General features: G+C 57.6%; 11 protein-coding genes and 1 tRNA gene. 5 read left to right on the forward strand and 7 right to left on the reverse strand.

What is annotated here, in order from left to right:
• The 3 genes from INR77_RS06780 to INR77_RS06790 form a co-directional block, all read right to left on the reverse strand.
• Positions 1-1,290 carry a cytochrome P450 gene (locus INR77_RS06780; protein ID WP_223073134.1) on the reverse strand — a complete coding sequence of 430 codons (1,290 nt, stop codon included), beginning with the start codon at positions 1,288-1,290 and terminating at the stop codon, positions 1-3.
• A 40-nt stretch (positions 1,291-1,330) separates the two neighbouring features.
• Positions 1,331-4,336, reverse strand: coding sequence for an AAA family ATPase (locus INR77_RS06785; protein WP_223073135.1), 3,006 nt, complete (start codon positions 4,334-4,336; stop codon positions 1,331-1,333).
• A 185-nt stretch (positions 4,337-4,521) separates the two neighbouring features.
• Positions 4,522-4,597: transfer RNA gene (locus tag INR77_RS06790), tRNA-Thr, on the reverse strand.
• Positions 4,598-4,727: 130 nt separating this feature from the next.
• Here INR77_RS06790 and INR77_RS06795 point away from each other — a divergent pair.
• Positions 4,728-5,207 (forward strand): TM2 domain-containing protein, encoded by a 480-nt coding sequence (locus INR77_RS06795; RefSeq protein ID WP_255573973.1) that lies wholly within the window; start codon positions 4,728-4,730, stop codon positions 5,205-5,207.
• A 165-nt stretch (positions 5,208-5,372) separates the two neighbouring features.
• Here the strand turns inward: INR77_RS06795 and INR77_RS06800 are convergent, their stop codons facing one another.
• Positions 5,373-6,275 carry a hypothetical protein gene (locus tag INR77_RS06800; RefSeq protein WP_223073136.1) on the reverse strand — a complete coding sequence of 301 codons (903 nt, stop codon included), beginning with the start codon at positions 6,273-6,275 and terminating at the stop codon, positions 5,373-5,375.
• A complete protein-coding gene (locus INR77_RS06805; RefSeq protein ID WP_223073137.1) occupies positions 6,268-7,617 on the reverse strand; it encodes a replication-associated recombination protein A in 1,350 nt (449 codons plus the stop codon). The genes INR77_RS06800 and INR77_RS06805 overlap by 8 nt, the downstream gene beginning before the upstream one ends.
• A gap of 116 nt (positions 7,618-7,733) precedes the next feature.
• Here INR77_RS06805 and INR77_RS06810 point away from each other — a divergent pair, with 116 nt between their 5' ends.
• Complete coding sequence (locus INR77_RS06810; RefSeq protein WP_255573974.1) at positions 7,734-8,399, forward strand: PadR family transcriptional regulator; 666 nt, start codon at positions 7,734-7,736, stop codon at positions 8,397-8,399.
• 83 nt (positions 8,400-8,482) lie between these two features.
• Complete coding sequence (locus INR77_RS06815; RefSeq protein ID WP_223073138.1) at positions 8,483-8,917, forward strand: hypothetical protein; 435 nt, start codon at positions 8,483-8,485, stop codon at positions 8,915-8,917.
• Positions 8,918-8,930: 13 nt separating this feature from the next.
• On the opposite strand, the gene INR77_RS06820 is transcribed toward INR77_RS06815, so the two are convergent.
• Together INR77_RS06820 and INR77_RS06825 are read right to left on the reverse strand one after the other, a co-directional pair.
• The gene (locus tag INR77_RS06820) at positions 8,931-10,151 is read right to left on the reverse strand and encodes a glycosyltransferase family 1 protein (RefSeq protein ID WP_223073442.1); all 1,221 of its coding nucleotides are present in this window, start codon (positions 10,149-10,151) and stop codon (positions 8,931-8,933) included.
• A gap of 72 nt (positions 10,152-10,223) precedes the next feature.
• Positions 10,224-11,180 carry a glutathione S-transferase family protein gene (locus INR77_RS06825; RefSeq protein ID WP_223073139.1) on the reverse strand — a complete coding sequence of 319 codons (957 nt, stop codon included), beginning with the start codon at positions 11,178-11,180 and terminating at the stop codon, positions 10,224-10,226.
• 214 nt (positions 11,181-11,394) lie between these two features.
• Here INR77_RS06825 and INR77_RS06830 point away from each other — a divergent pair, with 214 nt between their 5' ends.
• Together INR77_RS06830 and serA are read left to right on the forward strand one after the other, a co-directional pair.
• The gene (locus INR77_RS06830) at positions 11,395-12,573 is read left to right on the forward strand and encodes a phosphoserine transaminase (RefSeq protein WP_223073140.1); all 1,179 of its coding nucleotides are present in this window, start codon (positions 11,395-11,397) and stop codon (positions 12,571-12,573) included.
• A 104-nt stretch (positions 12,574-12,677) separates the two neighbouring features.
• Complete coding sequence (gene serA / locus INR77_RS06835; RefSeq protein WP_223073141.1) at positions 12,678-14,261, forward strand: phosphoglycerate dehydrogenase; 1,584 nt, start codon at positions 12,678-12,680, stop codon at positions 14,259-14,261.
• Positions 14,262-14,384 lie beyond the last annotated feature (123 nt).

The following is a 14,384-nucleotide window of genomic DNA, read 5'->3' on the forward strand; positions in this document are numbered from 1 at the left end:
CTAGTCGTATTCGACCCACAGGCTTTCAGGGAAGGGCCCAAAGGTGGTGAGCTTGCCATCTATTCCCGGCGCACGGCGGACATTGTCGCGTTCCAGCAAGGCTTTGAAAGTCTGTGTGATCTGCGCATAGGCGAGCGGCGCACCGATGCACCAGTGCAGGCCAAATCCCATCAGCATATAATCGGTCTGCTTGCGGCTCGGATCAAATTTGGAAGGATTCTCCACCCGGCGCGGATCATGCATCGCGGATTGGGTGGAGACGAGAATCTTGGTGCCTTTCTTGATGAGTTTTTGCCGCTTTGTTCCCTTGGCAATCACCACGTCTTCGGCTGCCACACGGAATGGTCCTGGATTGAGCGGCCAGAAACGCATCGCCTCGAACAGGCAGCGCTTCAAAAGGTCATCGTCTCCATTTCGAGCAGCTTCGCGCGCCTGCCGCATCCAATCGGGCTTTTCCAAGAGAAGATCGAGCATATGGCCCGATGCCATCGTGTTTGTGGGCACAAAGCCCGTCACCATCCCGATCAGGATTGCGCGGATAATATTGTCAGGCATGGCCTCAGGATTTTGGCGTTGGCGCTCGACCAGCCGCGCAACGATTGTGTCACCGCCCGGATTTGCCTGTGCCCGGTCAATCGCCTCATCCACAATCGGGCGCACGAATTCAGCCGCTCCGAAAGCGGCCTCTTCAAGGTTGGGATCGTCGGTCGGATTGCCAAACATATATGTGCTCATCGCAATGGTCCAACGCCCGAAGTTGGCCTTATCTGCGATGCGAAGTCCGTAATATTCTTCGCAAATTCGCGTCGGCACCAGCGTCAGAAGGCCGCGCACACCGTCAATCCTGCCATCACCCTCATCAAGCAAGCGCTTGGCCTCTTTATAAGCGAGCGGGGCTACGATTTCTTCATTGTCGGTGAGCTTGAAGGCGCTCATCGTTTCTTTCTTAAGCCCTTGGTAGGCGGGGCCATCGGCCATGCCGAGAACGAAATTCGGCCCGCCGTTCAGCGCCTCGATCTTGGGGCCGAAGGGCACCGCGATCTGCTTGTCATTCTGGAGCGCTTCAGCGACATCATCATAGCGCGTGATGAAGGCCCAATTGCCTATCGTGGGGATCGGCCAATAGCGCCGCAAAAAGGACATATAGGGGTAAGGGTAGCGAACAATACGCTCAATCACGCGCGAGAGAAAACCGTCTGATTGTAAAAGCGTAGGGTCAAATCGTTCATCGCCCGATGAGGCCTTGTCTTGGCTTTTCTTCACCCGGCCAAATGCTGCGACATTACCCATTTCGTATCCCCCATGTTGCTTGCCAGGCAAGAATACACGACTAGGCGGGCAACAGACTATAAAAACCGAATTTTTCCCAAATTTTCTTGTTCAGATCTTCGCAGAGCCTTGCCTCTTGGTCCGTGGCCCAATTGCGGGCCATGGTAGCGGCTGCGAGCGCTTCGTCTGGCTTTTGGTCAAGGTGGTCCAGCACGGCTTTCAATCCATAATATTCGGCCAGCATATGGGTCATGCCATATTGGGTCGTCGTCTCGATCGCCCAGTCATTGGCCTCGCGCGCTTTGCCAAGCTCACCTTGGCCAAGCCATGCCAACCCCTCCCAATGGCGATAGGTTGGCTGGTACAATATGCTGCCCGTCTGGCGATATTCTTCGATAGCCTGCGCTATTTGCTGCGCGCCATCGGATGCGCCGTTCAGCGCCCGATAGTGGGCCAGATGAACGCGCTCGGTGAAGAGGAAATAGTGGATTTCATTCTGAGCGCAAAGCGCGATGCAATCTTCCAAATCCTGCTCAAGTCCGTGAAAATCACCCAGCATGAGGCGGCAATAATTGCGTCCGACGCCTGCAAAAGCGCGGGTGTAGGGTTGAGAGATTTCCTCTGCGCGAGCGCAAGCAGCAGTGTAAAGGTCTTCGCCGCGCGCAGTCTCGCCCATGTAAACAAGGGCCCAGGAGGCATAGATTTGCATGGCGGCGAGAAGATCGTCGGCCACCACATCCTGCGCGGCGCTGTCGCCGATCTGGTCGAGCATGGCGATCCCGGCCAGAAGATCGCTTGCGCATTGTTTGTAGTCGCCCAAGGGAAAGCTTGCGATGCCACGGCTGCGGTATCCGATGAGGCGCCAGGCATCATCATCGAATGTTTCCCCCATCGACAGCATTTCTGCGCCGCGATCCTGTGTTTCCTGAATACGGCTCAGTTGCAGGTCATAGGATTGCTGGCCATGCATCGAGGCGAGCAGTCTTGCCCGGTCGCCGCGCTCTTCGGCAAGTTCCCTTGCCCGTGCATAGACCTTGCCCGTTTCAGGGTTCGCATGGCCCACTTGCGCGAGCAAAACCTTGCCAAGCGTGAGCAGAATATCAAGCTCCAGCCTTGCTCGCTCGCTTGGGTCGCCCACCTGTCCGATCAACTCATGACCGCGCCGCAGCCGCGCTTCGGCCTCCTTCATCGCAAAGACACGCAAAGCGTCCTGACCTGCCAAAAGCCAATAATGCACCGCGCGCGCAGGCAGCCCTGCTTCAAGTGCATAATGCGCCCAGCGTTCAGGATCGATCGGATTGTCTTTGCCGTCGTTTTGCTCAAGCGCCTCGAGAAGGCAGGCGTTGTATTCGCGCCTCTCTCCGCGAACGAGGGTCGAATAGGCGATCTCCTGAATCAGGACGTGGCGGAACTGAAACTCTTCAGCTTTGCCAGGCATGGCAACCGTCAGACCCGCCTCAAGCAGCTTCTTGCACCCGCGTTCGATTAGCGGGGTTAGATCAGGGGCAACCCTAGCCAGATCCGCTATCGTGAACTCGCGCCCCACGACAGATGCGATTTGCGCAATCCGTTTTGCCTCTCCCAGTTGATCGAGCCGCGCCAGCAGCGAATCCTGCAAGGTTTCTGGCAAAGTGAAACTGGACTGCACACCGAGCCCTTCCGCAGCACTGCCCGGCACATGGGCCTCTGAATCGAGAATCGCCTTAGTCAATTCCTCGATGAACAAGGCAATCCCGCTTGCCCTTTCGGTGATGGCTTCCACCATTGAGGGAGAGGCCTTTGCACCCAGAACCTGATTGATCAGCGCGCCAGCCTCTTCATCGGTAAGAGGGGGCAGTTCAATGCGTGCGATGCTCTTGCTGACTTGCCAGATGTCATGGATGTCCGGGCGGGCCGTCATAATCACCATGATCCGCCCCGCATCGCCTTGTGAAAGGAACCCTTCGAGCAATTCGAAGGTGGTGGGATCGGCCCAGTGCATATCTTCCATCAGGACCACGACTGGCGCTTGCTGTGCGAGCAGGTCGATCTGATTGAGAATGGCGCTAATGGTGGAACGGCGCAATTGGCCTGCGTTCATCGCTGCGACCTCTTGCGGAGCGGGTGTATCAAGCCCGATCAAGGCGCCAAGCATATGCCGGTCAAGCTCGCTTGTGCCCGGTGCAAGGCGATTGTCGAAGGTTTCAAGCGATGGCTGCGATTGGTGGTCGCTTGCCCCGGCCATATTTCTCAGGCGGGTGATGAAAGGGCGCAGCGCGGCCTGGCGCGAGTGAGGCGCACAAAAGCACGGGATAAAGGTCGCGTTAGTATGGTCGAGGGAATGGATGAAATCGGCGACAAAGCGCGATTTGCCAACCCCGGCCTCGCCTTCGACCATACAGACTTGAAGGGTGCCATCCTGCGCTTTGGCCCATTTATCGTGGAGTTCGTGTGTCTGGCTCTTACGCCCGATCAGCGGTATATTGCCGCCGCGCAGCGCTCTGAAGCGGTCCTGCTGGCTGCGCGCGATCACGCCAAAAGCGCGCACGTTTTCGGCAAACCCCTTGGCATCGATGATCCCTAAGTCCTCAAGCTGGAACAGGCCGCCGACAAGCCGCCTCGTCCTTTCGGCGATGACGCATTGATTGGCCTTCGCATAGCTTTGCAAACGCGCAGCGAGGCTGGTGACCTGTCCGACGGCGCTGTTGCCAGTGTCGCCTTCTTCGATACGGCCAACAATGCTGGTGCCAGTTGCGATACCCACGCGCGCTTTCGCCTTCTCTCCATTGGGAAGGGTGATCTTGGATACTGCATCAATCAAGGCGAGCCCTGAGAGAACGGCACATTCTGCCGCATCTTCTGAGGCGACCGGATAACCAAAGTAGATTATGCCGCCATCGCCCACATGAGCGCCGACATACGCATCGAAAGGCTGCACTGCGGCGGAGGCGACATTGTGAAAGTTCGAGATCGCCTCGCGGAAATCTTCCGGTTCGACGCTGGTTGAAAGCTTGGTTGAGCCTACGAGATCGTAAAACAGAACCGTGATCTGACGGCGCTCCGTCTTGGGCTTCGCGCTGTCACCCAAGGCGTTTGCGGACGACGTGTGCGCGTGTGTAGCAGATGCGAGTTTTTCCCCGCAATTGCTGCAGAATTTGTGGCCTTTTGCCTGTTCGTTTTGGCACTCCCCGCACGCCATGCGCGCTTCCTACAGCGCAATGGCCCTTGGAAAAAGCAGTTTTTGCGGGAAAACCGACGGTTTGGAAGGGAAAATGGTGCCGGCTGCAGGAGTCGAACCCGCGGCCTGATGATTACAAATCAACTGCTCTACCAACTGAGCTAAGCCGGCCCATTTTGTCTTCGCGACTGACGTATCAAACGCGAGAAGCGCCCGCTAGCCGCAAAGGGGGGCACCTGTCCAGACCCCTTTTGCGCAAATTCGCCGAACGCAGTCGTCCATTCATCGAAGAAGGCACCTATTGCGGTTTTTACAGCTTGCCATGCACGGCTCCAAGATACATCTTAGCGACAGTATCGGGACGGTGGAAATGAATACGCTTGAGCAGAAAGAACAGGTCTTTGAGGCCCATGAAAAGTCCAAGGGGGTGGCGTACCTCCTGTGGTTTTTCTTTGGGTGGCTCGGTGTGCATCGCTTTTATGCGGGCAAGACGGGTTCGGGCCTTGGTCAGCTGCTCTTGTCACTTAGCGTCGTTGGATTAGTGGTGACGATAATCTGGTGGTTGATCGATGCGTTCTTGATTCCCGATATGATCAATCAGCACAATCTGGGTGTGATCGACATGATCTACGGTCCAGAACAAGGTCCGCCAGTGGAAGACGAAGCGCCGCAAGCGCTCGCCAGCGGGATTGACGAACGCCGTCAGGCGATGCTCGATGACCTGCGCCAAACAGGCTACCGCAAAGAGCGCCCCGATCCGGTTTCACGGCTTTACCGCTAGACCTCAAAAGTAGAAATGGCACCGCACGTGCTGCAAGGGCGACGGTCCTCAAGTAGCGAAGCGATAGGACAATCAAAGACTCGCGCCCGGAGCGGGTCCGCACCCCGGACTTGATCCGGGGAAGGACGTCTAGCGAGGACGACGCTGCGGATGCAGCTTCGCAAATCAGAACGCCCCGAACGTCCAGCCTTCAGTCCATGCAATCTCAGCCGTGAGCGCGCGCGGTTCCCAGCGTTCGGGCTCCTTGGATGCCTTGCGCAACCATGCCGCCGTCAGCAATGCGTCGGACGAATGATCGTCGATCTCCCCCACTTGATCGACCGCAGGAGAGCCCAAAGCCTCAAGCGCTGCATTCAAATCAGCGTAGGTTAAAAGCTTGGTGCGCGACCCGCTTTGCGCCGCCGCCTCGCGCGAGGCGAGCCCGGTATAGACTTCGCACAGCATTGAACCGCCTTTTTTGACACGGCGCTCGGGTATTTTGTCCATGGGCCACACGGGCAAATGTCCGCGAAGCTGGTGGAGCATTCGCATCCCCGTAAGCGAGCTTTTGCCCACTTGGGCTGCACCCACGAGGTTGAAGTTGCTCACAGGACGGCAGTTCTGGCGCCACTGCGCGATTTCGGCCTCGCGGAAACGGCCTTGCCTGCTGATGGCTTGAGGAAGGTGGAAGCGGTCGCCCTCATCCTCTTTGCCGTGGCGAAAATATCGCCGCGCATCGGGATGGGTGACAAAGGCGTTTGCGCCAAGGTGTGGCTCACCAGCGCAAATAGCGTCGATCAGAGCCCAGAGCTTTTTGGCATGGGAGGGGCTCCGGTCCCAGCCGGGGAAGAATGCGCCGCAATCGTTGAAGGGAAGCGAGATGCCAAGATCGATCCCGACGAGCGTATTCACTGGCAAATCATCGCGCAGGATTTCGAGCACATCGGTCCGCGAGAAACCACCTTTCGGGGGCTCGACCAGCACTGGCGCTTCGCCCGCCTTGGTGGCTAGAGCGAGGGCGATCCCCTTGTGGCGTTCACCCTTCGCGCCTGACCAGTCGATAGCGAGAAAATGGTCCCACTCACGCATTCTTGTGTCCTACCGCTTCGCTGCTTGAGGACTTGCGCCCCTCACGAAGACGGTTCCAATAGTCGATGCGCTCTTTCACCTTGCGCTCAAAGCCGCGCTCGACTGGTTCGTAGAACGTCTGTGGCGGCAGATCGTCGGGCCAGTAATTGTCTCCTGAAAAGCCGTCTTCTGCCTCGTGGTCGTAGGAATACCCCTTTCCATATCCAATATCCTTCATCAGCGCGGTTGGTGCGTTGAGGATATTGGCGGGCGGCATCAGGCTGCCCGTTTCGCGCGCGGATTTGAACGCAGCCTTTTGCGCGGCATAGGCGGCATTCGATTTGGGCGCGGTGGCGCAGTATAGGCAGGCTTGCACGATGGCGAGCTCGCCCTCTGGACTGCCGAGGAACTGGTAAGCGTCCTTGGCGGCAAGGCATTGGGTAAGGGCTTGCGGGTCGGCAAGGCCAATGTCCTCGCTGGCAAAACGCACAAGGCGTCGCAGCACGTAGAGCGGCTCTTCCCCCGCGGTCAGCATCCGTGCAAGGTAATAGAGCGCGGCTTGTGGGTCGGACCCGCGCAAGGACTTATGCAGCGCGCTGATAAGATTGTAATGCCCGTCGCGGTCCTTGTCGTAGACGGCAACCCGGCGTTGCAGGAATGCGCTCAATCCTTGAGGGTCGAGCGGCTCGGGCAGCTTCGCATTGTAGAGCGTTTCGGCCTGCCCCAAAAGGAACCGGCCATCACCATCCGCGCTCGCAATCAGGGCAGCGCGCGCTTCATCTGTGAGAGGGAGGGGGCCTTCGAGGCCCTCCGCTCGCTCAAGCAGAGCGCCCAAAGCTTCGTGTCCCAATCGTTCAAGGATCAGCACTTGCGCGCGGCTCAAAAGCGCCGCGTTAAGGGCAAAGCTTGGGTTCTCGGTCGTCGCCCCAACCAGCGTCACTGTGCCACGCTCGACAAAGGGCAAAAAGCCATCCTGCTGCGCGCGGTTGAAGCGGTGGATTTCGTCAACAAACAACAGCGTCTTTTGTCCCGCGCCCGCCATCTTGTCGGCTTCGGCGAAGGCTTTTTTGAGGTCGGCGACCCCTGAAAATACCGCGCTGATCGATTGAAAGCGCATCCCCACGCTTGCCGCGAGGAGCCGCGCGATGCTGGTCTTGCCTGTGCCAGGCGGGCCCCAAAGGATCATGCTCGCCAGTTTGCCCGCCGCTACCATGCGCCCAATAGCGCCTTCCGGACCGGTCAGATGCTCTTGCCCAATGACCTCTGACAAAGCGCGCGGACGCAGGCGATCGGCTAGCGGCGCATCGTCGCGCGGGGCCTCAACAGGTGCTTTTTGCGCCTCAGTTTCGAACAGATCAGCCATTGGCAGACCGAGATAAGCCGTTCGTCGGGAAATGCCACATTCTTGAAGGGTCGCACTTGAAGAGATGCATCAAAGATATATCTTATGCAATGTAAGTAGTATCAGGAGTTTTGTTAATGACATGGAACGGGAGAAACGGCGGCTGGGAAAAACTTGGCCCCATGATCGCCATGATGGCTGCCTCGGCGGCCTCTGACTGGGACAGCAGCGAACGCCGTGCGCGTCGCCGGTCAAGAGGTGCGGATGATTGGCACGATGGTCCCGCGCGAAGAGGTGCAGGCCGCAAACGCCGTGGCCGGATGTTTGGAACGGGCGAGCTGCGACTGGCTCTCCTTGCGCTCATCGCGCGCGAACCGCGCCATGGATATGAGCTAATCCGCGCCATCGAAGACATGACCGGCGGCAGCTATGCGCCGTCTCCCGGCGCGGTTTATCCGACGCTGCAAATGCTTGAGGAAGAGGGCATGATTAAGCCCGCCAAGGGCAAGGCCAGCGAAGAAGACGGCGAAGGCAGCAGCAAGAAGCCTTTCAAGGCGACCAAATCGGGCAAAGCCGAACTTGAAGAGCGCTCCGATGAGGTGGCCGAATTAATGGAGCGGCTCGGTGAACATGGCGAGCGCACAGAGCGCATCCGAGAAAAGTCGCCTGACCTCTTCCGCGCGATGGGGAACCTTGGCACCGTCCTTAAAAACCGTGCGCGCGCAGGGAAGCTTGATCAGGCGGCGATGAATGAAATCGTCGATATCATTGACGAAGTCGCCAAGCGCATCGAGCGGATGTAACCACCGCGAAAATTTGCGCCCGTCTTACCGGCGTTCTATCCCCTTCCTTTTGGACCACTGGTTCGCAAGGGAGGGGATTGATTATGGGCACATCATTTGGACGTGAAACCAAGACGCCATGGCACCTTTGGGTGGTGGGGGTATTGACCCTTTTGTGGAACGCGGTGGGCGGTTTTAGCTACACCATGACGCGGCTTGGAATGTTGGAGCGGCTGGGCATGGGCGAGGAAGAAATCGCTTATTTCGCCTCTGCGCCTGTGTGGTCGAATTTCTTTTGGGCTTTGGGTGTTTGGGGCGCGATCCTAGGCTCGATCCTGCTTCTTTTGCGTTCGCGTTTCGCAGTCTATTCGATCCTTGCTGCCATCGTTGGCCTTCTCGGTTCGAACATCTGGCAATATGGGATGAGCGATATTCCCGAAAGTCTAGCGAACCCGCCGCTTACTATTATTATCTGGATCACCACGCTCTTCATGCTCTTCTATGCCACGCGCATGGCGAAGAAGGGGGTACTTCGTTGAAGCAGTCGTCAATCTAGACGGTGGTTCCGGCGGCCGCTTGATCTTCTGCGGCTTGCAGCGCGCGGCGATCTTCAATCAGGCGGATATAGGTTTCGGCGACGACCATGTTGATCGCTTCCCAACTATATTCGAGGCTGCGCGCTTCGCCTGCTGCCCCATGCGTGCGGCGCAATTCGGCGTCGGTGCAATAGGGCGCAAGCGCTTCGGCAAGACCGGCAGCATCGGGCTTTTCCTGACCCCTTTTGCCGACCAGCGGCACCAGCCGTCCGGTCTCGCCATCGGTCACAAGGCTTGATGCCCCCGTTGCGCCAGCGGCCACTACGGGAAGCCCTGAGGCCATGGCTTCCAGTGTCACATTGCCGAATGTTTCGGTGACGCTGGGGTTAAAGAAAATATCGCCGCTTGCCAGCGCTTGCCCCAGATCAGCGCCCGTTTTGAACCCTGCAAAAATCCCGCCGGGAAGGGCGTTTTCAAACCATTCGCGGGCAGGGCCATCGCCAATGACCAGAACCTTGTGCGGTACTTGTCGTTTGCGCAGTTCAATGATGGTGTCGGCAAAAACGTCGAGCCCTTTTTCCATCACCAACCTGCCGAGGAAAACGATAGCGACATCGTCATCATCAAGCCCGATTGAGCGGCGCCACTCCAAATCGCGTTTCTCGGAAGAAAAAATCGAGCGATCCACCCCTCGCGACCACAGCGTGATGTCATCGTGCATTTTCATCGCGAGAAGTTCATCGATCATGCTTTGCGACGGCGCGACCAGAGCATCGCAGCGGTTATAAAACCGCCGCAGCATCTTGATTATAAAAGGCTCCAAGAACGCCATGTTGTAATAGCGCGGATATGTCTCAAACCGCGTGTGCACGGAAGATAGCACCGGAATGTCGTATTCCTGAGCCCAACGTAACGCTGCGTGTCCCATTGGATCGGGTGAGGCGATATGCACGATATTGGGTTCGAACTTCACAAGGTCACGCTTAGCCGCGCGCCCGAGCCGCAATGGCAACCGATACTCCCCGCGCCCTTTCACTGGCATCCGCACATTGGGCACACCAATAAGATCGCCCGTTGGTTCAAAATCAGGTTCAGCAACGGTTGGCGCGTAGACGCGCACCTTCGCACCCTTGTCCAGAAGCGTGCCAACCAGACGGTTCAACGCCTGATTCGCTCCATCGCGGGTGTAGTTATAGTTGCCACTGAACAGGGCAATTCGAAGATCGGAAGGCTGCATCACGCGGCGCTGTTTAAGACATTGGGGCCGCGCTGACTACACCTTGCATTGATACAGTTTTCATGAGGCCAATCAGCCAAATTGCAAATCCGGTCCCACAGGTACAATCTGGGTCGGATTGATGCTCTTGTGGCTTTGATAATAGTGATGCTTGGCATGGTGCATATTGATCGTGCCCGCAATCTCTTCGCGTCCTGCAAGAGCGAGTGTGTAGCGGTGCAGATTGGGCAAGTCCGCGATGCGTTTGCGATTGCATTTGAAATGGCTGTAATAAACCGCATCAAAGCGCAAAAGCGTTGTAAGCAGGCGAATATCCGCCTCGGTCAGTTGTCCGCCGACGAGGTAATCCTGCCCTTCCAAACGCCCCTCCAGCCAGTGAAGGGTGTCAAACAGGGGCTCGACCGCCTCTTCATACGCTTCCTGCGTGGTGGCAAAGCCGCTTTTGTAAACGCCGTTATTCACGTCCTCGTATACGCGCTCATTCACCGCGTTGATCTCTTCGCGGTGAGGGGCAGGGTAAAGATCGATGTCGTTCGCGCCAAGCTCTGAAAAGCCATCGTTAAAGATGCGGATAATCTCGGAGCTTTCATTGTTGATGATGCGGCGTTCTTTCTTGTCCCAAAGGACCGGGACGGTCGCCTTACCCGTGACGTCATCGCGCGCGATCTGATAAAGCTCGTGGATAGTGCCAGCACCTTCGTTGGGATCGGGAACAACGCCGGGGCCATCATCAAAGGTCCAGCCACGTTCGCGCATCAACCAGTGCGTGACCGAAATCGGGATGATATCCTCAATCTCTTTGAGTGCCCGCGTGATAAGGGTGCGATGCGCCCATGGACAGGCGTAGGAAACGTAGAGGTGAAATCGCCCTGCCTCGGCTTTCACTGCGTTCTGGCCATCGGGTCCGGGGGAGCCATCGGGTGTAATCCAGTCGCGAAAATCGGTTTCCCACCGCTGAAAAGTGCCGTCGTCCTCTGCGTAACCGTCTGATCCTTCGTGCCATTCTCCATCTTTGAGATAGCCGCTCATGCTTTTGTCCTTTCAAAATATCCTGCGTGCTCTTTGATAGGGTTAGCCATTGAGCGGCGGCTCGGTTCCCAAATCGCCTGAGCGCCAAGCCGATTGCGCCATTACCAACCGGAAACTTCGCCAAGAGCGATTGACTCGCCAACGGATGTGTTTACACGCGGCTCCGGGCCACGCGGTCCCAACGCCGCGCGAGCTCTCTGTAAGGAGAGAATACATGACTGAATACACACGTGGGCTCCAACACGAGCCTTCGCTCAAACCTGAGCGTCCCCAATTTTCTTCCGGTCCTACGGTAAAATTCCCGGGCTGGTCCCTCGACAAGCTGAAAACAGAATCGCTCGGTCGTTCGCACCGTTCAGCGCTTGGCAAAAGCCGCCTGAAATATGCGATTGATCTGACACGCGAATTGCTCGGCGTGCCGGATGATTATCTTGTCGGCATCATGCCAGCTTCCGACACCGGCGCTCTTGAGGCGGCGATGTGGACCATGCTTGACCCTGCGCGCCCGGCGACGGTGGCTGCGTGGGAAAGCTTTGGCAATGTGTGGATTCAGGATGCAGTGAAGCAGCTTAAACTGCCTAACCTGCAAACTATGACCGCCGATTATGGCGAAATCCCCGACCTCACCACCATTCCTCAGCGCAACGATGTTGTGTTCACATGGAACGGTACGACATCAGGTGCGATGATCCCCAACACAGACTGGCTCGAAGAGGGCCGCGAAGGGATCACGATCAACGATGCAACCTCTGCTGTCTTCGCGATGGAAATGGATTGGGCCAAGCTCGATGCAACGACATTCTCGTGGCAGAAGATCATGGGCTCTGAGGCTCAGCACGGTATGCTTATCCTCTCGCCCAAAGCGGTTGCGCGGATCGAAAGCTATGATCCGCCATGGCCGCTACCAAAGCTTTTCCGCATGAAGAAAGGCGACAAGATCAACCGCGCGATTTTTGAAGGCGCAACGATCAACACGCCTTCGCTGCTGGCAACGGAAGATTACATCGCTGCTCTTGAATGGGCAAAGTCGATTGGCGGGCGTGCAGCGCTCTTTGAGCGCGCGACCACCAATGCGGACATCGTCAAGGACTGGATTGAGCGCACACCGTGGCTCAAGAATATGGTCGCCGATCCTGCAAAGCGCACCAATACCGGCGTGTGTATGCAGTTCACTGGCGATTGGTACGATGGCCTGTCTGCCGAAGATCAGGCAGCAGTGCCCAAGAAAATCGTATCCATGCTCGAAGAGCGCGCCGTTGGTTACGATTTCAACGGCTACCGCGATGCACCGCCATCACTTCGCATTTGGTGCGGCGGTACGGTCGAGGCAGAAGACATCAAGCGTCTCCTGCCGTGGATTGAGTGGGCCTACGAATCCGTCAAGAACGGTTGATCGGCCAGTCGTGTGCTCCTGCCAAAGCAGGAGCACACCCACCCGAATAAGCACCTTATTTGCTCGGCCCCTGTTGTTGACAGGAGCGCCCGAAGGAATTTCCCATGACGAAACCCAAAGTACTTATTTCCGATAAGATGGACCCCAATGCAGCGCGCATTTTTGAAGAGCGCGGCTGCGATGTGGATGTGATCACCGGCGAAACGCCCGAAGAATTGAAGGCGCGCATTGGCGAATATCACGGCCTTGCGATCCGTTCTTCGACCACTGTGACCAAGGAAATCCTTGATGCTGCCACCAATCTGAAAGTGATTGGCCGCGCAGGGATCGGCGTCGACAATGTCGATATTCCTTATGCGTCGAGCAAAGGCGTGGTCGTGATGAACACGCCGTTCGGCAATTCGATCACCACCGCTGAACACGCGATTGCGATGATGATGGCGCTGGCTCGCCAAATCCCTGCCGCCAACACTGGCACGCAGGCTGGCGAATGGCCCAAGAAGGACTTCATGGGTGTCGAAGTCACTGGCAAGACCTTTGGCCTCATTGGCGCTGGCAACATCGGTTCCATTGCAGCGAGCCGTGCTCAGGGTCTCAAGATGAAAGTGATCGCTTACGATCCGTTCTTGACCGAAGACCGCGCGGTTGAACTTGGCATTGAGAAGGTTGACCTCGACACACTTCTCCAGCGCGCTGATTTCGTCTCGCTGCACACGCCTCTGACCGATGAAACGCGCAATATTCTGAGCCGTGAACGCCTCGAAGGGGCGCGTCCAGGTATTCGCATCATCAACTGCGCGCGCGGCGGCCTCATCGACGAGGCGGCCCTTCGTGATTGTCTGGAAAGCGGCCATGTGGCTGGCGCGGCGCTCGACGTGTTTGCGCAAGAACCCGCGAAGGACAACGTGCTGTTCGGTGCGCCGAACTTCATTTGTACCCCGCACTTGGGGGCCAGCACTACCGAGGCTCAGGTCAACGTCGCGCTGCAAGTGGCTGAGCAACTTTCCGACTATCTCGTGAATGGCGGCGTGACCAACGCGCTCAATATGCCATCGCTGAGCGCTGAGGAAGCGCCAAAACTCAAGCCTTACATGGCTTTGGCCGAAGGTTTGGGCTCGCTCGTCGGGCAGCTCGCTCACGGCAATCTCACCAAGATCAGCATCGAGCGCGAAGGCGCGGCGTCTGAATTGAACGGGAAGCCGATCACGGGCGCGGTTTTGGCCGGGTTTATGCGCCGGTATTCCGACACTGTGAACATGGTCAACGCCCCGTTCCTCGCCAAAGAGCGCGGTCTTGAGGTCAGCGAAATCCGCCAAAACCGGGATGGCGCCTTCAATACGCTTATCCGCGTTTCGGTAGAAACCGATCAGGGCACACGCTCGGTTGCTGGCACGTTGTTCGGTAATGAAGCGCCGCGCCTTGTCGAGATTTTCGGCATCGGGATCGAGGCGGAGCTTAAGGGCCATATGCTCTACGTCGTCAATGACGATAAGCCGGGCTTCATCGGCCGTATCGGGACGCTGCTTGGCAATCACGGCATCAACATCGGCACCTTCAACCTTGGTCGCCGCGATGCAGGGGGCGAAGCGGTTCTGCTGCTAAGCCTTGACGATGCGCTGCCTGCTGAGGTGCTTGAAGAAGCGAGCAACCTTGAAGGCGTAAAGATGGCGATGGGGCTGTCTTTCTGACGACTTGCGAAGGCCCACCCCGCTGCGACTAGCAAGCGAGCTTGCAAGGCTCGCTCCCCTCCCGCAGGCGGGAGGGGCAATGAAACTTAGTGAAGCCCGAACTCGCTTCGGGCTGAGCTTAGC

Origin of the sequence: Erythrobacter sp. SCSIO 43205 (assembly GCF_019904235.1) — a bacterium.
Classification (GTDB): Bacteria; Pseudomonadota; Alphaproteobacteria; order Sphingomonadales; family Sphingomonadaceae; genus Erythrobacter.